The sequence below is a fragment of the Wolbachia endosymbiont of Onchocerca ochengi genome (genome assembly GCF_000306885.1).
In the GTDB taxonomy this organism is placed as follows: Bacteria; Pseudomonadota; Alphaproteobacteria; order Rickettsiales; family Anaplasmataceae; genus Wolbachia.
The window spans coordinates 73,108-99,371 of the sequence record NC_018267.1 but is presented as its reverse complement, the minus strand read 5'-3'; the positions used below and the strand labels follow the sequence as shown (position 1 = coordinate 99,371).

15 protein-coding genes, 1 tRNA gene, 1 rRNA gene and 1 pseudogene are annotated in these 26,264 nt (G+C 33.9%); 14 read left to right on the top strand and 4 right to left on the bottom strand.

Annotated features, from left to right (window positions below; translation table 11 throughout):
* Nucleotides 1-434: 434 nt before the first annotated feature.
* Complete coding sequence (gene recJ, locus WOO_RS00405; protein ID WP_014868744.1) at nucleotides 435-2,174, bottom strand: single-stranded-DNA-specific exonuclease RecJ; 1,740 nt, start codon at nucleotides 2,172-2,174, stop codon at nucleotides 435-437.
* 143 nt (nucleotides 2,175-2,317) lie between these two features.
* On the opposite strand from recJ, the gene WOO_RS00400 reads away from it, so the two are divergent.
* From WOO_RS00400 to uvrC, 13 genes and pseudogenes are all read left to right on the top strand, one after another.
* Nucleotides 2,318-2,845, top strand: coding sequence for a c-type cytochrome (locus tag WOO_RS00400; RefSeq protein WP_014868743.1), 528 nt, complete (start codon nucleotides 2,318-2,320; stop codon nucleotides 2,843-2,845).
* Between the two features lies 1 nt (nucleotide 2,846).
* Nucleotides 2,847-3,593, top strand: a complete 747-nt coding sequence (locus WOO_RS00395) for an alpha/beta hydrolase (RefSeq protein WP_014868742.1) — start codon at nucleotides 2,847-2,849, stop codon at nucleotides 3,591-3,593.
* Between the two features lie 1,876 nt (nucleotides 3,594-5,469).
* Nucleotides 5,470-7,842 (top strand): DNA topoisomerase (ATP-hydrolyzing) subunit B, encoded by a 2,373-nt coding sequence (gyrB, locus tag WOO_RS00390; RefSeq protein ID WP_014868741.1) that lies wholly within the window; start codon nucleotides 5,470-5,472, stop codon nucleotides 7,840-7,842.
* 707 nt (nucleotides 7,843-8,549) lie between these two features.
* Entirely contained in the window at nucleotides 8,550-8,651 is a 102-nt protein-coding gene (locus WOO_RS04305) for a phage BR0599 family protein (RefSeq protein ID WP_410543191.1), read from the top strand.
* Nucleotides 8,652-8,691: 40 nt separating this feature from the next.
* Nucleotides 8,692-8,779: transfer RNA gene (locus WOO_RS00385), tRNA-Ser, on the top strand.
* 30 nt (nucleotides 8,780-8,809) lie between these two features.
* Nucleotides 8,810-9,439 (top strand): ferredoxin reductase domain-containing protein, encoded by a 630-nt coding sequence (locus tag WOO_RS00380; protein WP_014868740.1) that lies wholly within the window; start codon nucleotides 8,810-8,812, stop codon nucleotides 9,437-9,439.
* Entirely contained in the window at nucleotides 9,423-10,118 is a 696-nt protein-coding gene (locus WOO_RS00375) for a 5-formyltetrahydrofolate cyclo-ligase (protein WP_014868739.1), read from the top strand. The genes WOO_RS00380 and WOO_RS00375 overlap by 17 nt, the downstream gene beginning before the upstream one ends.
* Nucleotides 10,119-11,367: 1,249 nt before the next feature.
* Nucleotides 11,368-13,881: a DNA mismatch repair protein MutS gene (gene mutS / locus WOO_RS00370; RefSeq protein WP_014868738.1), complete on the top strand. Its 2,514-nt coding sequence runs from the start codon at nucleotides 11,368-11,370 to the stop codon at nucleotides 13,879-13,881.
* Between the two features lie 147 nt (nucleotides 13,882-14,028).
* On the top strand, nucleotides 14,029-14,775 hold the full coding sequence (locus tag WOO_RS00365; protein ID WP_014868737.1) for a hypothetical protein: 747 nt from the start codon (nucleotides 14,029-14,031) through the stop codon (nucleotides 14,773-14,775).
* A gap of 57 nt (nucleotides 14,776-14,832) precedes the next feature.
* Nucleotides 14,833-15,672 carry a glycine--tRNA ligase subunit alpha gene (locus WOO_RS00360; RefSeq protein ID WP_014868736.1) on the top strand — a complete coding sequence of 280 codons (840 nt, stop codon included), beginning with the start codon at nucleotides 14,833-14,835 and terminating at the stop codon, nucleotides 15,670-15,672.
* Between the two features lie 3 nt (nucleotides 15,673-15,675).
* Entirely contained in the window at nucleotides 15,676-17,475 is a 1,800-nt protein-coding gene (glyS, locus tag WOO_RS00355) for a glycine--tRNA ligase subunit beta (RefSeq protein ID WP_014868735.1), read from the top strand.
* Between the two features lie 18 nt (nucleotides 17,476-17,493).
* Complete coding sequence (locus WOO_RS04080) at nucleotides 17,494-17,781, top strand: DALR anticodon-binding domain-containing protein (RefSeq protein WP_304412309.1); 288 nt, start codon at nucleotides 17,494-17,496, stop codon at nucleotides 17,779-17,781.
* A pseudogene (uvrC, locus tag WOO_RS00350) lies at nucleotides 17,778-19,622 on the top strand (excinuclease ABC subunit UvrC). Before WOO_RS04080 ends, uvrC begins: the two are co-directional and overlap by 4 nt.
* A gap of 125 nt (nucleotides 19,623-19,747) precedes the next feature.
* Here uvrC and ruvX read toward each other — a convergent pair.
* From ruvX to WOO_RS00335, 3 genes are read right to left on the bottom strand one after another with little or no spacing between them, the layout of a single operon-like run.
* A complete protein-coding gene (gene ruvX, locus WOO_RS00345) occupies nucleotides 19,748-20,215 on the bottom strand; it encodes a Holliday junction resolvase RuvX (protein ID WP_014868732.1) in 468 nt (155 codons plus the stop codon).
* Nucleotides 20,216-22,027 (bottom strand): ribonucleoside-diphosphate reductase subunit alpha, encoded by a 1,812-nt coding sequence (locus tag WOO_RS00340; protein ID WP_014868731.1) that lies wholly within the window; start codon nucleotides 22,025-22,027, stop codon nucleotides 20,216-20,218.
* Nucleotides 22,028-22,054: 27 nt separating this feature from the next.
* Nucleotides 22,055-23,128 carry a methyltransferase gene (locus WOO_RS00335; RefSeq protein ID WP_014868730.1) on the bottom strand — a complete coding sequence of 358 codons (1,074 nt, stop codon included), beginning with the start codon at nucleotides 23,126-23,128 and terminating at the stop codon, nucleotides 22,055-22,057.
* Between the two features lie 342 nt (nucleotides 23,129-23,470).
* Here WOO_RS00335 and WOO_RS00330 point away from each other — a divergent pair.
* Nucleotides 23,471-26,252, top strand: a 23S ribosomal RNA gene (locus tag WOO_RS00330).
* The last annotated feature ends 12 nt before the right edge of the window (nucleotides 26,253-26,264 follow it).

Below are 26,264 nucleotides of genomic sequence, written 5' to 3'. Positions count from 1 at the left end.
ATTAAGAAGATTTACTAAATAGAGAAAAAAGGCAAAAAAAACTATAGTAAATAGTTTTGTTTTATTCTTTAATTCTTTAAATTAAAGTTATGTGTTACCTTAAACACTTTGTAAGTGTGTTTTTCACATTATATAATAATATAGATAAAAGGGGGGCTGCCTTGTAAAAATATTGTAAAGGTATAGAGTGCAACATAACGCAAAAATTAAATATTGTAATACTCTTGTCGTTTAATTTGCACAGATTGATCTGTTTTAGGGGAAGGGGTTGACAAAATTTACTAAGTAGTTTCTTAGTTTATAACATGTACGATGTGCTGTTGAGCATTGTAGGAATTCTATTTACAAAAGCTAGCTAGTTACTAAAAATTGATTATAAGTAGCTACTTAATTACTTAAAGCCAGAAGACTTGGATTTAGTTTTATGGGATTACTTAGTTACTGGTTAATGCATCTTCTATTAAAAACTGTACAAATTCGTTACCATTCCAGTAATTTACGGAGATTTTACCTAAAATAGCTTCAATATTGCCCTGTGTGATGGCAGAACCAAGATGAGTATTTACAGAACGAAACGCGATAGCTCTGACTATAGCATCATTATCAGCAATGAAACATTTTATATGGTCAACTCCTACAACTTTAGGTTTTCTGATCTTTGCTCCTTGAATAATGAATCTTGGTTCAGGATTACCAATACCAAATGGTTCTAAACGCTGTAATTGATTCCACAGAGATAAGTTTATTGCTTTAACAGTCACTATACCATCGGCTTTTAAAGCTCTATTATTTGTGGAGTTTGTAAACTTCTTAGTAAAAAAGTGATGTAAGTCATTTATTTTATCTTCTTTAATTAAAAATCCTGCTGCCATACTGTGACCACCGCCTTCAATAATTAAATTCATATACTTTGCGGAAAGGATTGCAGCACCGATATTGACTTCAGGAATTGACCTGCAGCTTGCTTTCCCTATTCCATTGTTTAAAGATATCACTATTGCCGGCAAGTGAAACTGCTCTTTTAGCTTCGATGCAATTATACCAATTATTCCTTGATGCCAATTACCACTTGCTATTATAAAGTTTTCACCTAAATGGATAGATTTTTCCACTTGTGTTATAGCTTCCGCAAAAGCCTTATTTTCCATTATCTTTCTCGCGTTATTTAAATTTATCAGTTTTGATGCAATGGAATGTGCTTCTTCTTCATTGTCTGTAGAGAGCAACCTTGTACCGAGAGATGCTTCTCCAATTCTTCCTCCAGCATTTATGCATGGCCCAATGTTAAAACTAAGCCGAGAAACACTTGGCTTTTCAAGAATTCCTAGTGCATCAGACAAAACGCGTAAGCCAACGTTTTTTCTTGTCGACATAATTTTTAATCCTTGCGAGACGAATGCTCTATTAAGGCCAGTAATTTGCATAGCGTCGCAAACAGTACCAAGGGCAACCAGATCTAGCAGATCAAATAAATTTGGTTCTTTTCTGTTAGTAAAAAACCCCTGTTCACGTAAGCTCTTGTTAAGAGCAACAATCAGAAGAAATGATACTCCCACTGCTGCGAGGTTACTATAAGGAGATCTCTCATCAAGACGGTTTGGATTAACAACTGCCACAGCGCTTGGTAATTTTTCTGTACTAAGGTGATGGTCAACAACTATAATATCAAGGCCAAAGTTTCTTGCATCTTTTATTGGTTGATATCCAAGCGTGCCACAATCAACGGAAATGCATAAGTTAATACCTTTCTTTTTAAATTGTAATAAAGCATCTGAGTTTAATCCGTAGCCCTCATTAATACGATCTGGAATGTAAGTTATAGAGTGCATACCAATCATCCTTAGATACCTGTTAATCAATGCTGATGATGTTGCGCCATCGACATCGTAGTCACCGAATATTGCCACGCTTTCATTATCATTTATTGCCTGTATTATACGGTAAACAGCCTTGTCCATATCAAGAAGGTGAAATGGATCTGGTAGTAGCAATCTGATTAGTGGGTATAAGAAGTTGACTGCGTTTTCTACATTGACACCGCGAGTAACAAGTGTTCTCGCTAATATTTCTGGTAATTCAAACTTCTGAATTAGGGTTAAGACTTCCCTTTGATCTGCTTTTTGCAACTTCCATAGTGTGTTTGTTATGCTGCGCTTTTCGATATCAAATAGCATATTTTTGCAAATAAAACTACTTTACCAGAATTTTTGATTTGGCTCTACTATGAAGATGAATTAATTTATTTTAAAATTAATTGCTTGCTGTTTTGTAAAAAAATTTGTATTACTTGAGTAATACCAGTTGATGAAAATTAACTATGGAGCTTAATAAAGTTGCAGCATCGATTCTTTTTTCTGGGCTAATGATTATGATAGTCAGTAATATAGTTGATATGCTTTACAGTCCAGAAGAATATAAAATTGAACACCAAACAATAGTAGCTGCTGGTGACAGTGAATCTCAGCAAAAGATTGAACAAGTAGCGCTTGATATTCAAGCGCTCATGCAGAATGCTAGCTTCGAGAAGGGTAAGTTAGCTGCAAAGAAGTGTGTAGCTTGTCATAGTTTTGAAAAAGGTGGACTTAATAAGGTAGGGCCAAACTTGTGGAATGTAGTTGGAAATAAAAAAGCACACCTTGGTGATTCATTTAATTACTCAAAAGCAATGTTCGAAAAGGGTGGAAGGTGGGGGTATGAGGAGCTGTTTGTTTTTTTAAAGAATCCGAAAGCCTATATAAAAGGTACGCGCATGGCATTTGCAGGTATTTCTAACCCACAAGAAATAGCTGACTTGGTCAGCTATTTACGGGGATTAAGTGATAACCCGATTGATTTACCAAAATAATATGGGTTACTGTAAATTATTTGATGAAGATGGTAAGTATATAGCATATCGAAAGTTGAAAGGGAGAAAAGCTTCTATAGCCTTTTTTAGTGGTTTTGCATCCAGTATGAATGGAACTAAAGCAACTGCTATTTATAAATTTTGTCAAGAAAACAATGTAGAGCTTGTACTGTTTGATTATTTTGGTCATGGTTCTTCAAGTGGAAATTTTATTGATTATACAATAAGCGATTGGCAAAAAAATTGTGCTAGAGTTATTAATGAATTAACCAGTGGAAAACAGATAATTATAGGCTCAAGTATGGGAGGGTGGATGATGTTGCTCACTGTTCTTCAATTTCCAGAAAGGATTGCAGCGTTAATTGGTATATCATCTGCCCCTGATTTTACTGAAGATTTAATATTCAAGCAGTTATCAGACAAGCAAAAAGAAGAATTAGATTCTAAAAATGTAGTAGATTTTACTTCTGGGAGTTGTACATATAAAATAACTAAGAATTTAATAGAAGATGGTAGGAAGAACCTTCTTTTAAATAAAGAAAGAATAGACATAAATTCTCCTGTGCGTTTGTTGCATAGTATTAATGATAAAGATGTTCCTTATCAGACTTCATTAAATTTAGCTAAAAAAATCAAATCACTTGATGTTGAAGTGCATTTGACGAAATCAGCAAAACATGATATGTCTGACGATCATTCATTAGAAATTTTATTTCAGACCATTAAAGAATTTTTGCCTACTGTGTAGCTGATTAAGGTAGTCCATATTTGCCGGGTTTATTTAATTAGAGCTTTAATTTTATTAGTATAGTATTAATGAAAACTTAATAATAAGTTTTGGTAATATATGGGATTAATATGTTTGCAATCTCGTATAGTAAAGAAAATGGAAAGAAGGGTATTGCTCGTAAAGTAGAGGGCACAAGAGATAAAGCCAAGTTCAGAGGAACTTGAGAGTCCTTATGATAGTTGAATTTGCTTTTTGATATCGTAGAAGGAAAAATGAGCAAAGTTAGTTAAAGATAATAATTGAGGAGTTAGTCAAAAGAATTTATCTGCTTTAAAAATAAACCTTAATGTACATAGTAAAGGTTGATATGTTCTTCTTATGGATAATTTAGAAGAATAATGTTGAAGTTATAAAACTTTAACAAAGTATGATATGAATGTTAATGATGATTACAAACATAATTCGTACACTGCTATGCATTACTGTCGAATGTAGACTATTAGGAATAGTGGAGTTGTTGATAAAAAGCAGAGCAAGTATTGATACAAAAATTTAAAAAAAGTGTTAAAAATTATTTAACACCAGTGCACCTTATAATTTTTAAAATATGCCAGAATTTATAGAATTGCTAGCTAAATGTGATGCAACAAAATTAATGTAAAGAGAAAAAAGCATTGAGTAATATACTTCTTTTCTTTTTGCTGTTTTGTACAGAAATAAAAGTGTAATACGGACTTTGATTAATAATAGAGAGAATACTGGAAGGTATAGATAATGTTGGATAAATTCTATTTTTTGTCTGTTAGATAGTATGCTCAGGTAGAAAATGATAGTAAAATAGGGAGAGGGTTATCAAATATTTAATATACGAACTCAAAACGGGTGTAACAAAAAGAAATAGTAATAGTACAGTACTTTTTCCTTCTGTTGATGATTGTCCTAGAAAAGTTTAGTAGCTTTTTTTAAAAGCCAAGAGAAAAATGAAATAAAATTATTAGCCTCTAGCCTGAAATATCATTAAGGTAATATTAAAGGCTATTTTAACCTTATTTATCATTATTTCTTATATATTTTTTAGCGCTGTCTATATTCTTTTTACAACTTGCTAAGGTTGGATGCTCATTGAAAAAATACACTTTCTGTTCAAGATTTTAATAGATGTTCTTTCTTTTATTGTACAAACCATTCACGATCTAAATATAGTTTTAGTATAAATTAAAGTATTGATAAACCCATAGATAATATAAAGGGCATCTAAGTTAAGAGGTATTTTATGCGCAGTAAGGTGAATTGGAAGAAATATGACTGACACTTGATGAATTTAAAAAGGATTAAAAATCTCAAGCACATAAGTGTTTGAGGGTTTATCAATAGGATAGGGGGAGTAATTTTGAAGAACGCTAAAGCATTCATTTTATGTTGGAAACCTTGCAATAATGAAAGCACAGGGATGGAAGACTAAACAGTTCCTTTAAGGAATGGGAAATATAAAAAATGAAGAGGATATGCTTGTCAAAGTTCTTATATAATAGGTATATCCACAACTTATGGTAACTAAAGTCGATGTCATACAGGTAGAGCATCAGATAAACTGTTTTAATCTTTGTTTGGCTTATGTTCATCAGTAATTATTAAGTTAGATCAACGGAAGACCAGTAGAATTGTAAAGAAGTGGTGTGCGAGATTTTTTTTAATGGCTAAGAAAAACCTCGGTAACTTTTTAAAAGAAGATTAAGAAAAGATTTGTAAGATGGTATGTAAATCTCTTTGTACAGGTAATTTAGTATGCTTTATTTATGTATTACGGCTGAAAGTTTTTCTTCCAGTTTAAAAATGTTGCTAATTAGTACGTGCAAATATAATATTAGTTAATATTTATAAATAAAGCAATTCCATGGAAAATAACTACAACGCTGATGCAATAAAAGTCTTAAGAGGTCTTGATGCTGTAAGAAAGCGTCCAGGTATGTACATTGGTGACACTGATGATGGATCTGGTCTGCATCATATGGTGTATGAAGTTGTCGACAATGCGATAGACGAGTCTTTAGCTGGGTATTGTAATGAAATTGAAATTAGCATAAATGAGGATGGTTCAGTATCTGTGATTGACAATGGTCGTGGCATTCCAACTGGTATTCATGAGGAAGAAGGAATGTCAGCAGCGGAGGTAATAATGACCCAGTTGCATGCAGGTGGTAAGTTTGATAACAATAGTTATAAAGTTTCCGGCGGATTACATGGTGTTGGGATTTCGGTTGTAAATGCATTATCAAGCTGGCTAGAATTAACCATTTGGCGCAACAAGAAAGAGTATTTTATACGTTTTGAAAATGGTAAGTCCATTGAACCCTTAAAGGTGATGAATGAAAACATAAACAAAAGAGGAACAAAAGTAACATTTATGCCATCAATAGAAATTTTTAGTAACATTAATTTTAGCTACTTCACTCTTGAAGGTCGTATCAGAGAACTAGCGTTTTTAAATTCGAATATCAACATCACTTTGCGTGACCTACGCAGCAGACCATGTATGGAATCTTACTTTAATGGTAGTAGGCAATCTGAAGGTAATTTTGGCACAGCAAATTTTATACGATATTTAGATAAAAATAAGATACATGTTACTAAGATTGTTAGTATAAGAGGTGATGCAAAAGATCTTGGTATCAGTATAGAAGTTTCGATGGAGTGGAATGACTCCTACTACGAGAATATGCTGTGCTTTACAAACAATATAAAACAACGGGGTGGTGGTACACATTTGGCAGGGTTTAGGTCTGCATTAACTAGGTGTATTAATAATTATGCAATTAATGAGGGTTTTTTAAAAAAAGCGAAAGTAAATTTGACTGGGGAAGATATTAGAGAGGGATTAACTTGTGTTTTATCTCTCAAAATGCCTGAACCTAAATTTTCTTCACAAACAAAAGACAAATTGGTTAGTTCTGAAGCGCGTACAGTTGTAGAAAACATAGTTTTTGATAAATTAAGTTCAATGCTTGAAACTGATCCAAAATTAGCAACAAGTATAGTAGAAAGAGTTATCAGATCGGCCAAAGGAAGAGAAGCTGCAAGAAAAGCACGAGAGTTAGTTAAAAATAAAAGCAATATTGATATTGTAACTCTGCCTGGAAAGCTTGCTGATTGTCAGGAAAAAGTTCCTGAATTATCAGAGTTATTTATAGTAGAAGGTAATTCTGCAGGTGGCTCTGCAAAGCAGGGTCGTAACCGAAAAACACAAGCAGTACTTGCCTTAAAAGGAAAGATTTTAAATGTAGAACGTGTGGGACTTGGTCGTGTTTTTTCATCTGCAGAAATTGGTTCTTTAGTTACGGCAATTGGTGCAGGAATAGGAAATGAGCATTTTGATATTAAGAAGATTAGGTACCATAAAATTATCATTATGACAGATGCGGATGTTGATGGTTCACATATTAGAACTCTGCTCTTGACATTTTTCTTTCGATATATGCGTGAAATAATTGAAAGAGGATATTTATATATAGCACAGCCTCCTCTTTATAAAGTTACAAAAAATGCTAAAGATACTTATATCAAAGATGATAAAACCTTTGAAGAGTATATAGTAAACTCAGCAGTTAAAAAATTAACATTAAATGGTATAAACAGGGATTTACGCTTTGTTTTGAATAAATGCCTTAGTATTTCAAATATTAGTAAAAATTATGACAGAGAAATACCACAAAATCTGTTAGAGTCGCTACTAATTTTAAGTAAGAAAAATGCTTTATTATCTACTAATGAGATTTTAAAATACTTAAAGTTGATCTATAGTAAATATACTTGGGAAGTAGAAGTAAAAGGTGAAGAAGTTTATGTCTCTAAATTATTTCAAGGATTAGCAGATAAGTATGTATTTCCACTTAGCATACTTGAAAGTAAAGAAATACTTAGTATACTCAGTTATCTTGATGATATAATTGACTTATTTAATGGTGATTCATTTTTAAAATCACAAGAAACTGAAATAAAGGTTAAATCTCCGAGTGCACTTGCAAAAACGATGATGGACTACGGCAAAAAAGGTTTAACTCTGCAGAGATTTAAAGGTCTTGGCGAGATGAATGCTGATCAGCTTTGGGAAACTACGCTCAATCCGGAAACTAGGACTTTACTAAAAGTTGAAATAAAAAATTGTGAAGAGGCAGATAACATATTCTCAGTGCTAATGGGTGACATGGTTGAACCACGCCGTGATTTTATCAATAATAATGCACTTAATGTGCATGATATTGATATTTAACTTTCTTTTACTTTTATTGTTATTCAGTGTTATACTGTATATTTTCACGTGGATCTTGTCCTTATTGAACTATGTAATATTTGATATACTATTTTTGCAAGTAGTGTTCTATAATTTTTTGTTACTATGGCAATATCTTATTTGCCGTCCGTTTTTCAAGTTTAATCGATTAGATGATTAGATAGAAGGAACCTATGCAAATTACATTGAAAACCCATTTAGCTAGGGAATTGTTTACTATTGCTATTACTGAAAGATCAATGCTTATAATAGAAAAATAATAAGATTCATTGATTATGATGAGAATTTGAGCATTAATAGTATGTTTTATAAATCTTTAAGTTGATTTATAACTAGTAGCATAATACTGAATGTAGATTTAAAGGCTGATAGCCTAGAAACTAAGGGAATATTAAATAGTGGTAATATGAAAGAAGAAGATATTTTATCAGAGAAGTGCAACTTTTTGTAAGTTTGAGGTGTTTCTTGTAAGTTATAAATAGGGATTTTGGCCAGAAAAAGATGAATTTGTATTTGGAACTGGCAAAGTAGTATTAAACAGAGGGACTTATTGTTGAAGTTGGTTAAATTCTTTAATTCAGTGCTACACACAGAATTTGAAGTTGTATGGAAAGGTATAAGGATAAAGTAATTGCATTATTCACCGTACATCCATAGCAGATTTTGCCAGAGATGAATAATATTTAATACTCGTAAATTGCGATAAAATGTTTTCAATACGTGAAAGTAAGTTTAACAATATTGTAAATTTTTGTTGTGAACCTTATATACCTAGTTTTTATAACTGAACTTGCTTAATGGTACTACTTTTAATATTATATAGTATGTGGAAAGGTGGCTGAGTGGTTTAAAGCACACGCTTGGAAAGCGTGCACATATAAAGATATGTCCGGGGGTTCGAATCCCCCCTTTTCCGTATCACATGTAGGAAAATAGAAGGAAAAACATGAAAAACATAATGCTAATCGGTGGTGGGGTCGGAAATGCAGTGTTATTCCCAATAGGAAAGGCATACCTTAAAAATAATAATAAGGTTCTGTACTTTGCTGGCTATAAAAAATTAAATGATCTATTTAAACAAGCACTGATAGAATATGCGTCGAATACGGTGGTTTGGGCATGTGAAGAGGGGTGGATAGAAACAAGCAGAAGTCAAGACAAATCTTTTCATGGTAATATAGTTAATGCGATAATCTCTTATCAACAGGGAATATTAGGTGATACTACGATTGATTTAGGTGCTATAGATAAAATTATTACTATCGGCTCTGATAAAATGATGAAAGCTGTAAATGAAGCTAGGAAAACAGTTTTAAAGCCATATCTGAAATCTGACCACGTGGCAGTATCGTCAATTAATTCTCCTATGCAGTGTATGATGAAAGGAATTTGCGCTCAATGTGTGCAACGGCATATAAACCTGGAAACAGGAGAAGAGAGTTTTGTTTATAGTTGCATTAATCAAGACCAGAATATGGATTTTGTTGACTTTGATTTTTTAAGTGAGCGTTTGAAGCAAAACAGTTTGCAAGAAAAGCTCACTGTAAAGTGGATAGATTATGCTCAAAGATATTAAACAGCGGAAAAAGGAGGTAAGGAAGCAATATAGGGCTATAAGAAAAAACACTGATAAGAGTTATTCTAATTATGTAGCAAATTTTCTTATTAATCTATTTGATCAAAACTTAAGTTACGTTAAAGGCAGAACAATTGCGGCTTATATTCCAATTGATCAAGAAATAAATGTTGTGCCCTTGATGCATAGTTTGCTTAATTTAGGTTATAAAGTAGCAATTCCTGATGGAAATAAGCCACCAAGATTTAAGGAGTGGAATAAAATAGACAGAAGCAACATAGTTCCTGACATAATAATTACTCCTGTTATTGCTTTTGATGAGTATCTTAATAGGCTGGGTTTTGGTGGTGGTTGGTATGATGCTGTGATAAAAGAATTGCGACCATTTGGAAAAATATTTATAGGTGTAGCTTATGAAAAACAATATTATAAAAGTTTGCCAGTAGAAAAACACGATCAAAAACTGGATATTATGATCACTGAAGCACGTATCAGGTATAGGTATCAAAATACTTGTAATTCTCTAGTTAACTTTCCTGCAATTTTAAAATGTCGGTTGCATAATGAACTTGATTTCTCTTTCTCTAGTAAGTTTGGGAGGCAATATCTAAATCTTCAAGTTTGTGATTGCTCTTTGGGCTGGTGTAAATATCTAAGTTTTCAACTATTTTCTTTATAGTAATAGTATAAAGTAAGGATTTACAGATAGATATCCTGTTGTGATGTTTATAACTTCTTTAATTTTAGAGCTTTGTCAATCTATAATTAAGTTATTAATTTATCATACTTTTGATGATGCATTGGATGATTGTGGTTTTATATTATTAAGGAATAAGGGAATTAATCATGACGTATACTTCTGATGCTTATAGTATTTGCTTTTTGTGATATCAGAAGAATGCGCTTAGGTATAATAATGGCGTTAATAATAACTTTCTTTATAATAAGGAGTAATATTATAAGTAGACGTTGTACGTCGTTGCCATTCGAGAGGATGTAAATTATCTCAAATCAATAATAGCATAAGGCTGTGTGCATAAGTGTGGTAATATTCTTTTATGTAAAAACTTTTTAAGGGAGTTTTGGAACTCATCAGTTTGTTTAGTGTTGGTAGCATATACTGTGCTGTGATTATGTACAACCTTAGGTTCCTAATCTAACTTTGTACTCAGCAAAATTTTTCTGGAGTTATTTTAAGAGTCTCTTACACTGCATAAGTTTTTCTCGTGGATTTTTTTTAATTAACTAAAACAATAGTGAGAGAGATTATAAATATTTTAGCCGTAATTAAATGCTGACACATATAATTATATGTTAAGCATTCCTCCTTGGGCCAAAATTTTACTAAGAGAGAGAACTTTAAGTTTTTCGATGTTTTGCTTTAAAAAGCTCTTCACGTGCTATAAAAGGCCGCATCAGAGGATGAGGATTAAAACAATTTACTTCTTTTTTAGAGAAGAACATACCAAAAATGTGATCTGTTTTGGAAGGACTATTAATTAAATTGTTGCCCCATTTTAATTTTGGTAACAAGGAATTGTGTATGAATATTTGATGATCATCGAATGCTCTAACAACTATTCCTGGAAGTGATCCTTTAATATCAACTTATTCAACTTAGCGTATTACTTTCATAGCGTACATTATTTTTCAAAAAAGTTAAAAATAATAATAAGAGAGGCCTTTCTATTTTTTCCTAGTTGTTAACATAACCTAATGTAGTAATAAATGGCAATTTAGGCTTTTCAAAGAGTTTAAATTTCATATAATTTTAGTGTAGTTTGTAAAAAAGGAGGGTACAAGAAATCCGTTATATATTTCTAAAAAGCTTATTTTTGTATGTGTAAAGGTTTCTATCTAAGTTCTATGTTATTTATATATAACGATAAATCTGAAGTTATTGCTAATATAGCGTATTAAAAAATACTATGAGTTTCATAAAAGAAAAAAACACTCCTGTGATGGAACAATATTTGAACTTGAAGGCTCGATATAGAGATCATTTGTTGTTTTATAGGCTAGGAGATTTTTATGAATTGTTTTTTGATGATGCTATCAAAGCTGCAAAGCTACTAAATATAGTACTTACTAAAAGAGGTAATTTGTGTGGACAGAATATACCAATGTGTGGAGTCCCGGCACATAATAGTGAATCTTACCTGCATAAACTAATAGATTTAGGGTTTAAAGTAGCAATCTGTGATCAGTTAGAGACTGCTAATGAAGCAAAAAGAAGGGGCCATAAATCTATAGTAAAACGTGACGTAGTCAGAATTGTCACTCCAGGTACAATTATCGAAGATTCATTATTGGAAGATAAAAGCAATAGTTACCTTGCGTCTATAGTTGAAGAAAATGAAGAGTATGCTATTGGTTGGCTTGAATTATCAACAGGAAAGTTTTTTTACACTATAACGAATTTGAAAGCTTTAGATAATGACTTGCTACGTGTATCACCAAAGGAATTATTAATTTCTGAAAAGCTCATTGAAGATAAGAAAATCAGGTCAATTTTAAAAAGCTATAAAATATCAATTACACAACATGCTCAGAGTTTTTTTGAGTATAACAAATCCTATAGAACGTTGTGCGAATTTTATAAGATTAGAGAACTTGGGGTCATAGGAAATTTTAGCAAAGTGGAGGTTATAGCCTGCGGTGTGCTGCTTGAATATGTGAGAGTAACTCAAAAAGGTTGTATTCCAAGGCTTGAACTGCCAAAACCATACAAGCAACAAAGTTTTATGCTCATCGATGCTTCAGCAAGGAGAAATCTTGAATTATTTTCAACTCAGTTTGGTGAAAGAAAAGGTTCACTAATTTCAGTTATTGATCACACAGTTACAGCTTCTGGTGGACGTTTGCTTAAACAAATGCTCGCATCACCACTTGCTTGCTCTAAAGCGGTTAATTTAAGGCTTAGCACTGTTGAGTTTTTTGTAAATCACCACGAGTTGCGTAAAAAGGTGCGAGAAATACTTTCTAGTATTCCAGATATTGAGAGGTCGTTGTCGCGTTTGGTGATAGGGCGTGGTTCACCAAAAGATATTAATTTATTGAAAGTGGGTCTTGGAAAAACGTTAGAGTTGTCTGAGTTCTTATGTAAAATTGAATCCGGCAAGAATGAATTTCTCTTGCGACGATATATTATCCCAGTGTCAAACGCTGAGATTAAGACACAGATTTCAGCATCAAACTCTAGAATGACAGTAAAACCAGGTGAAGATGAACTGAGTGCAATACATAAAAGCCTTGGCAATCATAAAGAATTATTTGAGCTTCTAAACGATGCTGTGCTTGATAATGACTTAAATTCGATAAAAGAAGGTGGGTTTATTAATCCACAGTATAATCGAGAATTATCAGAGTTATCCTATGTGCTCAATAATGTTAATAAACTGATAACTAAGCTTCGTAAATCTTATTGCGATCTGACTGGTATTGCCTCACTAAAAATAGTGCACAATAATATACTTGGTTATTATGTCGAAGTGTCAACGAGTCATAAGTTAACTTCGAATATATTTATTCATAGGCAGAGTTTAGCGAATAGCATACGCTATACTACTAGTGAATTGAAGGAATTGGAAAATAAAATTTTTGCAGCGCGTGACGCTATAATTAACTTGGAAATAAAAATTTTTGGTGAACTATGCAGTAAAATCGCTAAAGAATCTGAGAAGATTGCTCTTGCCGCAAATGCTTTAGCTAAACTGGATGTTAGGACTTCATTTGCAGAGATCGCAGTACAAAATAATTACGTAAAACCCATTATTGACGATAGTAAAGAATTCAACATCTATAATGGAAGACATCCAGTAGTTGAAATTGATGGTAAATTTATTGCAAATAGTATTAATTTAGTTGGTATGCATCTAATCACTGGTCCCAATATGGCTGGGAAAAGTACTTTCTTGAGGCAAAATGCTCTCATTGCAATTCTAGCTCATATGGGTTCATTTGTACCAGCAGATAGTGCGCACATTGGAGTAGTTGACAAGATATTCAGCAGAGTTGGTGCGACAGATAATGTAACGGCTGGCTATTCCACCTTTATGGTAGAGATGCTTGAAACAGCAACTATAGTCAATCAGGCAACAGAACGTTCCTTAGTGATACTTGATGAAATTGGCAGAGGTACAGGAGTATATGATGGATTATCTATCGCTCAGGCGGTGATTGAACATATTCATGATGTAAATAAGTGCCGCGCTATTTTTGCAACTCATTATCATGAACTAACTAAAGTAGGTAAATATTTAAAAAATATAAAATGTTTCTGTGTAAAAGTAAAAGAATGGAACGGAAAAGTCGTCTTTTTACATGAAGTAGTTGAGGGTATTGCAGATGAGTCATATGGAATATATGTAGCAAGACTTGCTGGTTTTCCTGATTCTGTGCTGGACAGAGCAAGTGCAGTATTTAAGGAGCTAAAGGCCTGAGAAGTTTATTGATTATGCTATTGTTAAGTTTCTAATGTAAGTTTTTCTATCATAGTATACCTATTTAAGTTCTTCTAATATGGTTTTGATCTATTGATAAGTATGTTGCAATAAAGTATAACCCATTAGCTAAGTATCATTTAAGATATGGAAGTTTTTTGGGCAGTCTTAAAAAAGGTATTGGGTATAGTTTTTCCTGCTAAAGTAATAAGCTCTTTTTTAGGGGTAGGGTATTTACCGAATTGGCAGAACTATTGGTCTTCTTTTTTAATATTACTTATTACCGATATTATATTAGTTCTCGTATACGGAATCAATTTCATACTATATAAGATGCCATATTCAGGTATAATTATAGCTGCTATTTTTGCGAAGTTAGCGATATGCATATCGGTACTACAATTAGTTGGGATATCTATTTTCCATATTCAAAACCCTTCGGCAAATAGTAGCGAGAATATAGTGATACAAATAGCGTCAGGGCAGGTACTGACTATTGCGTTTTCGATGCCAGCAATAATGTCAATTTATTATGCTGTAAGTAGATTGTATGGAAGTATATGTAAAGAAATATTTCAATGTTCGTCTTGGTTTAATAATTTTGTGCACTTGTTCTTTTTCTTTATGATACCTTATGCATTTTTTAATGTTGTGGAAGTGATAAAACCTTGGCCAATAAGTTCGATACAACTTAATTATAACAATGCAATATCAATCACGTTTGAGGGGATTTTTCATACGTTTTATGCAGTAATTTTGCTGTATTTGACTGCATTTATATTCTGTGATTTAACTATGCATGATGCAATTGTTCTAAATAAAAGCATAATTCAGTATGCGAAAGAAAGCTCAGCAGTTTTAGGTTACTATTTGTGTGACACTACAGAAAAATAAATATTGTATAGTATACATATTTGCTTATATATTTAGTGTAAAAAGTGTGCAGTTTATGTGGATCTACAAAGTATAATAAAAGAATTGCAAGATTTTTGGGCTAGTGAAGGATGTACTATACTTTATCCATATACGTCTGAAATTGGAGCTGGAACATTGCATCCTGCAACAGCTATGGCAGCGGTTGATGCAAAACCAATGAAGGTTGCATATTTACAACCAGTGGTTAGACCGGCAGATGGGCGCTATGGTGACAACCCTAATCGCCTATATCAACATCATCAGTACCAGGTAGTGATAAAGCCTTCTGGAAATAACTTGCAGGATATCTACTTGAGTAGCCTAAAGGCTCTTAGTATATCTACAAGGAAATATGATATTCAATTTGTTGAAGATGATTGGGAAAATCCAAGTGTTGGTGCATCAGGACTTGGGTGGGAAGTTATATGCAATGGAATGGAGGTGACACAACTTACTTATATACAGCAAGTAGGAGGCATTGATTGTAAAATAATTCCTGGTGAAGTAGCGTATGGGCTGGAACGTTTAGCAATGTGTATACAAGGTATAGATAATGTTTTTGATATAACTTGGAACGACAATGGTGTAACTTATGGAGATATTTTTAAGCAAAGAGAGTATGAATTTTCTTGCCTGTCATTAAACTATTATACTACTGAAGTAGCACAGCAGCAATTTGAAGATGCGGAAAAGTTGTGTCAATTCCTTATTGAAAAAAAATTGCCGGTAGCAGCTTATGACCAATGTGTTAAAACTAGTCATTTACTTAATCTGCTTGATGCAAGAGGTGTGCTTGATGTGAATGAGCGTACAGTATATATTAGCAGAGTAAGGGAGCTAACAAAAAAATGTTGTGAGTTATACATAAGTAAATAGCATATGTTATCGCAACTATTATTTGAATGCCTTTCAGAAGAGATACCATCAAGAATGCAAAGTTTAGCTGTAGCTCAAGTTAAGAGTTATATTACTAATGCTTTCAATAAAAATAATGTGAAATTTGCCTCTATAGAGGTTTTTGTGACAGCACGTCGCATTGCTCTTTTTGTTAGTGATATAAATATTTCAGAGCTGAAAGGTTCTAATAACAAAATTAGTGGACCAAATGTCAGTGCACCGGAAAGTGCCATCGAAGGTTTTTTAAAAAAATATCAAAAAGATAGAAAAGATTTACTTATTCGAAAAGTAAATGATGGAGAGTTTTACTTCATTAAGAGAGAAAGCAGCTCATTTAACATCAAAGAATTTCTTAAAAATCAACTGGAAAAAATGCTAAAAGACTTTTCTTGGCCGAAAAGCATGAGGTGGAGCAAAGGAAAAGAAAGATGGGTTAGACCAATTAAAAACATTTTATGCATTTTAAATGACGAGATAATCCCTGTATTTTTTGCAGGGATTACGGCATGTAACACAACTTATGGTCATAGATTTCTCTCAGGTGGCGCGATGCTTACTGTTAAAGTACCTAAAGACTACTTTGGGTTACTAAAAAAAAATAATGTCATTCTCCAGCAAGATAAAAGAAAGCAATTCATACTGGATCAGATTAATAAATTCATAAAAGAGCAGAATTTACAACTTGAAGAAAATAATTATTTATTGGATGAATTAACGGGGCTTATAGAGTGGCCAGTTGTACTGTTTGGTAAAGTAAATCATGAAAAGTCATTTGGATTGCCAAAAGAGGCAATTCTTAGTATAATTAATACACAACAAAAATGTCTTGCTTTGAGTAATGGAAAGAGAATTTCGCACTTTGCTACTGTTGTCAATGTCAGCAGTGATGAAGTTATCAAAGGGCATGAAAGGATATTAGAAGCACGTCTTGCTGATGCGCAATTTTTGATGTCTCAAGATAGAAAGGAAAATCTTGATTATTATGTAAGAAAGTTAGACTCGATATTATCTCATGCTTATCTAGGTAATGTTGGAGAAAAAGTAAGGCGTATTATGGTTTTATCAAAGTATATAGCCATGTATGTTCCGCATGCTTCGTTAACTAAGGTTGAGCATGCTGCATATTTGGCAAAGGCAGATCTCGCAACATCAATGGTAAGAGAATTTCCAGAATTACAAGGAATAATGGGTGGATATTATGCCTCTTATTTTCAAGAAGATAAAGAAATAGTGGAAGCTATAACTGAACATTATAAACCAGTTAGACCAGAGCAAGAATGTCCTAGATCCCCTACTGCGATTGTTGTGGCTATTGCTGATAAAGTAGATAGTTTAGTTGGTTTGATTGCAGCAGGTGAAAAGATCTCAGGTTCATATGATCAATTTGGTTTACGAAGAATGGCAATTGGCATAATTAGAACGATACTTGAGAATAATTTGCATATTCCAATCAGACTATTGATAGATAAGTCGGTATCTTTATATTTAGAATTTGTATTTGCTGGGGATGCAGCATCAGTTGGTCAACCTAATAAGCTAAATAGGGAGCAGATTCTAGAACTTGTGCTTAAATTTTGTTTAAAGAGATTTAGGGTTATTTTAAAAAATAAAGGTGTAAGGCAAGATGTTATAGATTCAATATTATATAAAACTGATATTGATGATCTACTGACAGCAGAAAAGCAAACTATTATATTAGATTGTTATCTCAGTACTCCTAAAGGTGAGCAGATTCTGAATACTTATAGAAGGGTGAGTAATATAGTTAGCAAAGCAAAATAAAATGACAATACTACTTATATCGCGTCTTATAATCAAGAGTTTTTGATTGACAATAAGGAGATAGCACTATCAAATTGTGCTGTAGCTGTTTATGAAAGAATTAAACAAGCAATAAAAAATGATCACTTCAGTGCAGCACTTGATGAGCTTAATCGATTTCTTCCACTTATCAATCAGTTTATGGACAATGTAAAGATTAACTGTGCTTATGATAAGCTAAGAGAAAATAGATTCTCTTTGCTTGCGAGTGTTATTTCCATTTTTCATTCAGTGGCATGTTTTAAACTTATACAAGTTAAGCAATGAATTATATCGTAAATGTTCAGGTAATAAAAAAGCAAATTGATTTATCTGCGCAGTCTTGCGGTGTATATAAAATGACTGGAGAGAAGGGTAAGGTTTTATATGTTGGAAAAGCAAAAAACTTAAAATTAAGATTATCTAACTACCTTCGATTTGGAAACCTTTCTGAACGAGTTAAGGTTATGCTTTCACAGATTGTTAAGATTGAGACTTTTCTAACTAAGAATGAAATCGAGGCATTGCTTCTTGAGTCGCGGTTAATAAAGTCACTAAAACCTACTTATAATATTAAGCTTAAAGATGGAAAATCTTACCCTTATATAACAATTTCCAAACATGATTATCCTAGTATAGCACAACATAGAGGCAAACTTAAAAAGGGTGAATTTCATTATTATGGTCCCTTTACATCTGCTACTGCTGTTAAGCAAACTATATTGTCATTGCAAAAAGCTTTTCTCTTGAGAGGATGTTCAGATAAAAAGTTCTCCTCAACAAAAAGGCCATGTTTTGAGTATCATATTAGGCGCTGCTCAGCACCATGTGTGGGTAAAATTGCAAAAGATGATTACTGCCAATCAGCAAAACAAGCACGGGATACATTACTTGGGAGAAACAATAAAGTGGAAGAGCAGTTACTTTCTATAATGAAAAAGTATAGCAATGAGCAGAACTACGAGCTTGCTGCTGTATATAGAGATCGGATAAAGCTGCTTAAGCAAGTTCAAATGCAGCCAATGGATTTTTCTTTTGAAAAAGATGCAGACTTTTTCAGCATTGCACGTAAAGAAGATTCAGCGTGTATTAATTTGTTATCGTTCAGAAATAAAGAAAACTACGGAAGTACTTCTTACTTTGCTGAAAATTGTAATGATCATCCAGATGATGAAATTTTGTCTACTTTTTTGATCAATTTCTATAACTCAGTTAATGTGCCTCCGGTACAAATTTATATTCCAGATTTTATTACAAATAGGAAAATTATAGAGCAAGCACTATGTAAAATTACTCACAAATCAATAAAGGTTTTGTACACAAAGAGTAATAAAGAACGTGATTTATTAGAGTTTGTTTTTAATAATTCTCAATATAGCTTAGAGCGAGAGCTTACTGATTGTAGAGATAGTCTAGAGAAACTCGAAAAGCTGAGTAAAGTTTTTTCGTTACCAAATGTTCCAAAACGTATAGAGGTTTATGATAATAGCCATATATCTGGAAGTCACCAAATTGGTGTAATGGTTGTTGCAGGACAGGAAGGTTTTTTAAAAAGTGAATACAGAAAATTTACTATAAAAGGGGAAATTTCAGGTGATGACTATAAAATGATGAGGGAAGTGTTAACCAAGCGTTTTTCCGGTAAGATAAAGGACATAATCCCTGATTTTCTCTTAATTGATGGCGGGCCTGGGCATGTTTCCACAGTGCAGAATGTGTTGCAAATATTGAAAATAGATGTTCCTTTTGTTTGTATGGCAAAGGGTACTTATCGCAATGCGGGAAACGAGAGATTTTATATGTTAGGTAAGGAAGAGTTTACTCTGGAGAATGATAGCAAGGTCATGCTTTACTTACAATTGCTTCGTAATGAAGCTCATCGTTTTGCAATAGCTTCACATAGAAAAAAACGCGATAAACAGTTTATAAGTTCATAATTAAGAGAAAGTATTTAGCGTTGGTAACGAAAAAAGAAAAAGCATTATGTTCTTATTTTGTTTTTTTAGAAAATATAAGCAAAGCTTCTCTAGCTGAAATTTAAGATGTAGCTAGAATTAGCAAGGTGTTAACGGAAGTTAACTTTGAACACTATGAATGCTAGTAAAGGTGATGAGCGCTTGTGTATATAAAACTAACTGATGCTGCTTGAGTGATAACCTAAGGAATGGTTTGAAGTGATGAGTTCCATTACTACGTGTTACAGTTAAGATACTATTACAGTATAACATATAGGAATTTTTTAGCTATAGAAAAACTATTTAATTGCATTTATCTTATCTAGCGTTCGTTGTAAAATAATACATGCGGAGATTTTATCGTCTATTTTTTTTGATTTTGTGATTGATACTCCGGCAGTCTTTAGTGTATGAATTGCAATAAATGTTGATAAGCTTTCATCTTGCAAATATATATTTACTTTATATTTTTTTATCATTTTGGTTGCAAACTGGATGATGGTTTCATACCATTCACTTCTTTTTCTATTTGTTTCTAGTGGTAGCCCTATTACTACTGAACCAGCTTCATTTTCTTTGAATACTCTATTTAGGTAGCCTAAATCTTTGCTTATATTTTTTCTATTATATATGCTATGAGCAGTAGCTATGAGTTGCGTTTTGTCACTAAATGCTATTCCTATTTGTTTTTTCCCCATATCGAGGCACATTACGCGCTTGTCTTTTGGAATGGATTTTAAAAATTCAGCGGGATTTTTATGCAGCATTTATTGACATGATAAGCACTCATCATAATCAATATCTGTTTTTTGGTGTAATATTTCGTTTTTTTCGGATATATCATGTGAAACCTTGTCGGCTCTTTGTATTGACAGTGATCTACAGTAATATAAACTTTTTAGATTTTTTTTCCAAGCAAGCATGTGTATTTTGTGTAAATAGCGTTTATGTATATTAGGAGGTAGAAACAAATTTACTGATTGAGACTGACAAATATATGGAGTTCTATCGCTTGCATGTTCTATAATCCATCTTTGATCAAGTTCGTATGCTGTTTTAAATGTTAATTTTTCGTGCTCGTTGAGAAAGTCTAGATGCTGTACGGAACCTTCGTTTGTTGAAATTGAGGACCATACTTTGTCATTATCTTGATTTTTTTTTGCTAATAATTTTTGTAAGAATTTGTTTCGCACTACAAATGAACCTGTGAGTGTTTTTTGTGTGAATACATTTGCTGCATATGGCTCTATCCCAGGGGAGGTGTTACCTGCGATAATGGAAATCGAAGCAGTTGGAGCGATAGCGAGCTTGTGTGTAAACCTTTCCATTAGATTGATTTCTTTAGCATCAAGGCATGCTCCCTTTTCTTCTGCTAATTTTTTAGAAACTATGTCTGCTTGCTCACGCAAGTGCTTAAATATCCTTTTGTTCCACTGTTGTGCTGTTACTGACTCAAAAGGAACCATTTTGCTCTGTAAAAATGAATGAAAGCCCATCACACCAAGACCAATACTACGCTCTCTCATTGCGGAATATTTTGCTCGCTGTATTTCGTTTGGTGCCTTATTTATGAAATCCTCAAATACATTATCAAGGAAGCGCATTATGTCCTCTATGAAGAATTCACTGTCTTTCCATTCTTCATAGTATTCAAGATTTACTGATGATAGGCAGCATACAGCAGTGCGTGGTTTGTTTAGATGGTCATAACCTGTGGTTAAAGTAATTTCACTGCATAGATTTGACATCTTAATGTCTAAATTGAGTTTTTTGTAAGATTCTGGCTTATTGTTATTTATTGCGTCGAGAAAAATAATATAAGGTTCTCCAGTTTCGACTCTTGCTATTAATATTTTAACCCATATATCACGTGCTTTAACAGTTGAAATGACTTTGTTACTGTGAGGGCTAATTAAATCCCATTCTAAATCTCTTTCAACAGCTTGCATGAATTCGTCGTTTACTATTACAGCGTGATGTATATTTAATGCTTTGCGATTTGGATCACCTCCTGTTGGCTTGCGTATATCAAGAAACTCTTCTATTTCTGGATGGGATACAGGAAGGTAAACTGCTGAGCTTCCTCTTCTTAATGATCCTTGACTGATTGCAAGTGTTAGAGCGTTCTGTACTACAATAAATGGTACAATCCCAGATGTTTTACCACTGCCCTTTACACTTTCGCCAATTGAACGTAGATTTCCCCAATAACTACCTATCCCTCCTCCACGTGCAGCTAGCCAAACATTTTCATTCCATAAATCAACTATTCCCTGTAGGCTGTCTTCGGTTTCATTAAGAAAACAAGAGATAGGTAATCCTCTGTTAGTGCCGCCATTACTAAGTATTGGTGTTGAAGGCATAAACCACAAATTGCTTATGTAATCATAAAGACGTTGCGCATGCTCCTTATTATCTGAGTAGTAGCTAGCAATACGTATAAAGAGATCTTGGTAACTTTCATTTTCTATTAGATACCTATCCAATAGAACTGCTTTTCCAAAGCTGGTCAGTTTAACATTTTTTTCGTGATTAATAGTAATATTACTCATGGATTCCTCTTTTGTTTTATTGTACATAGAAACTGCTTTGAGCAATAGTAATTTTTAAGTTATGGTTTCCGGTTTTTTTTGTAGATGCTGTAGCGCAAATAAGATACCATCAACCTGACTTCCATATATTTTACAGTAACTCATATAGCTTATTTGCATATTTATTTCTTTTGCAACACTTTGTATATAACTTTCTGAGTGGCGAAAGTAATCTCCTTTATTTACAAAGTCAATACCTTCACCTTCCTTTCTTCTTACTAAGCATATAATCACTCCTTTTTTACTCGTAGATTTCTTTGCTAGTTCCAGCTCTACTTGAAAGTCGTGTAGATAGTGTAATACTTCGGCAAAGATGATGATATCATACAAGCAATTCCTTTCTTGTTTAAGGAAATCTGTCATTTCCATGTGTATTAACTCATTATAAACAGGTTTACCCTTTATAAAGCACCCTCTAGCAATATTTAGCATTCTGTTTGAAATGTCAACTCCTATTATGTAATTTCCAATATTGTGTATTTTAAAGAAATGACCACATATTCCAGTTCCACAACCAAGATCAAGTATGGTAAGTGTGGAAGTTAAATCGTTAAAGGTTTTTACAATTACCATGTGTATAAGCTCATGGCCTCTGTATTGTTTAGCAATCAACCAATGTTCAACAAAGTACTTACCAGTGTAATCAAAATATTGTTTTATGAGCCTTTTAGGCAGTTTTGTAATAGGTGCTAAATTTGTCATTTTTTTTATGTAGTAGGACGCTTCTTCGTAGTTATTATCTAGTTTTAATGTCTTTGTTAAATAAGTGTAAGCCTTGTTGGTGTTTCCCATTGCAAAATGACATCTTCCAATGTTATACCAAACTACAGGTAAATTAGAACAAAATACGCTGATTAGCCAAAACCTCAGCTTTGCATCTGATATGTTACCATTATAGAAGTGATGTAAACCAATTTCAATGTTAGTGTTTAATAGATTTTTTGATTTTTTAAGGAGTGCAGCTGTTTCTTTATGAAAAGTATTATACTTATTTATAGCTAATTGTTTAGCTTTCTTAATATTAAGCATACTGATTAACTTGCATATAAAACTTGAAATAACATTTATAAAGGATAGGTTACCTTTCATGCTTTAAACACCTTGTATGTTTACTATCGCTTTTAAACAACCTTGATTTTTAAAGTATTTTATACTGCAAAATATTTTTTTCATTGACTTTTATTATAATAACCCTACTTAAACGCTTATTTAGATAATAAATTTTGCTTACTTAGAATTACAAGTATATATTGTTGCCAATATAAGTAAATATTTTGTGTAAAAAAACGTTGACATATTATTTGTTAGTTTCTAGTATATAGAAAGTTAATTTAGCTTTTAGATGTTTGACAAGTTTTATGGTAGGGATTAATTTAATCTCAGTTTAATTTCAATAATATTTAACTCTGCATATTCTGCATGTAGTCGAGTAAGTAAGTTATTAAGAGCACTTGATGGATGCCTTGGCGTCAAGAGGCGATGAAGGACGTGGTAGGCTGCGATAAGCTGTGGGGAATTGTCAGCAAGTTTTGATCCGCAGATTTCCGAATGGGAAAACCCAACTAGCTAAGCTAGTTATTACATAATATGTAAAGCGAACTTGGTGAACTGAAATATCTAAGTAACCAAAGGAAAAGAAATCAACAGAGATTCTGTTAGTAGTGACGAGCGAAAGCAGAAGAGGCTAGAGATTTAAGAATAAGAATTAGAATACTCTGGAAGTAGTAACCATAGAAGGTGATAGTCCTGTATAAGTAGAAAGTTTTTAAATCCTTGAGTAGAACGGGACACGTGGAATCCTGTTTGAACGTGGGGGGACCATCCTCCAAGCCTAAATACTCCTTGACGACCGATAGTGGACAAGTACCGTGAGGGAAAGGTGAAAAGAACCCCGGGAGGGGAGTGAAATAGAACCTGAAATCAGGTGCTTACAAACAGTTGGAGCTCTATGTTTTTCCTATGAGAGTGATCTTATAGTGATTTGCATTAGGGTGACAGCGTACCTTTTGCATAATGGGTCAGCGAGTTAATCTATGAAGCAAGCTTAAGCCGTTAGGTGTAGGCGTAGCGAAAGCGAGTCTAAATAGGGCGTTTTAGTTTTATGGATTAGACCCGAAACCAGGTGATCTAGTCATGACCAGATTGAAGGTGTAGTAAAACACACTGGAGGATCGAACTAGTTAATGTTGCAACATTATTGGATGAGTTGTGATTAGGGGTGAAAGGCCAATCAAACTTGGAAATAGCTGGTTCTCTGCGAAATCTATTTAGGTAGAGCGTTGTATGTATGTTATTGGGGGTAGAGCACTGGATAGACTAGGGGGGTTCACTGTCTTACCAAATCTAACTAAACTCCGAATACCAATAATTAATTGTATAGCAGACACACTGTGGGTGCTAAATCCATAGTGAAAAGGGAAACAACCCAGATCACCATCTAAGGTCCCAAAATTACAGCTAAGTGGGGAAGGAAGTAGAAAAACCATTACAGCTAGGAGGTTGGCTTGGAAGCAGCCATCCTTTAAAGAAAGCGTAACAGCTCACTTGTCTAAATAAGTTTTTCTGCGCTGAAAATGTACCGGGGCTAAAGCTGTATACCGAAGATGTGAGTACTTATTGATTTTAGTTAATAGGTGCGGTAGCGGAGCGTTCTGTAAGTCTGTGAAGGTGGTTTGTAAGAACTGCTGGAGATATCAGAAGTGAGAATGCTGACATAAGTAGCGTAAAAGAGTGTGAAAAACACTCTCACCAAAAACCTAAGGGTTCCTACGTTAAGTTAATCTGCGTAGGGTTAGTCGGTTCCTAAGGCAAGTCCGTATAGGAGTAGTCGATGGCAATCAGGTTAATATTCCTGAACCTCTTAAGTGTGACGAGTTTTGTATTTGTATAGGGCTTATTGGATTGTCTTATGCTTAAAAGGAGCTCCAGGAAATAACGCTTATATTCATGAGGCCGTACCGTAAACCGACACTGGTAGGTGAGTAGAGTATACTAAGGTGTTGAAAGAATGATGTTGAAGGAACTCGGCAAATTATACCTGTAACTTCGGAAGAAGGGTAACCTGCTTTTAGGTAACTATTAGTAGGTGGCACAAAATAGGGAGTAGCGACTGTTTATTAAAAACACAGGACTCTGCAAACACGTAAGTGGAAGTATAGGGTCTGACGCCTGCCCGGTGCTGGAAGGTTAATAAGAGGGGTGCAAGCTCTGAATTGAAGCCCCAGTAAACGGCGGCCGTAACACTGACGGTCCTAAGGTAGCGAAATTCCTTGTCGGGTAAGTTCCGACCCGCACGAATGGCGTAACGATTTCTCCACTGTCTCCAACATCAATTCAGCGAAATTGAATTCCCCGTGCAGATGCGGGGTACCCGCGGTTAGACGAAGAGACCCCGTGCACCTTTACTATAGCTTTATATTGCTATTAAAAATGTAATGTGCAGGATAGGTGGGAGGCTTTGAAGTTATGGCGCTAGCTGTAATGGAGTCGACCTTGAGATACCACCCTTTACACTTTTGATATCTAACTATGTTTCATTATCTGGAACTAGGACATTGTATGGTGGGTAGTTTGACTGGGGCGGTCGCCTCCTAAAAGGTAACGGAGGCGTGCGAAGGTAAGCTAGAGCTGGTCGGAAATCAGCTTAATAGTATAATGGCACAAGCTTGCCTGACTGCGAGGCTGACAAGCCAAGCAGAGACGAAAGTCGGTCATAGTGATCCGGTGATTCTGTATGGAAGGGTCATCGCTCAACGGATAAAAGGTACGCCGGGGATAACAGGCTGATGGTGTTCAAGAGTTCATATCGACGACACCGTTTGGCACCTCGATGTCGACTCATCACATCCTGGGGCTGAAGAAGGTCCCAAGGGTTCGGCTGTTCGCCGATTAAAGTGATACGTGAGTTGGGTTTAGAACGTCGTGAGACAGTTCGGTTTCTATCTGCCGTGGGTGAAGGAAATTTGAGAAGATCTAACTCTAGTACGAGAGGACCGAGATGGATATACCTCTGGTGTACCAGCTGTTATGCCAATAGCATCGCTGGGTAGCTATGTATAGTTGGGATAATTGCTGAAAGCATATAAGCAAGAAACCCTCTTCAAAAAGATTTCCCAATTAAGGCCGTGGAAGACTACCACGTTGATAGGCTAGGTGTGGAAGTATGGTAACATGCGAAGCTAACTAGTACTAATAGCCTGATTGGTTTATTTGCTTTTTATATGCG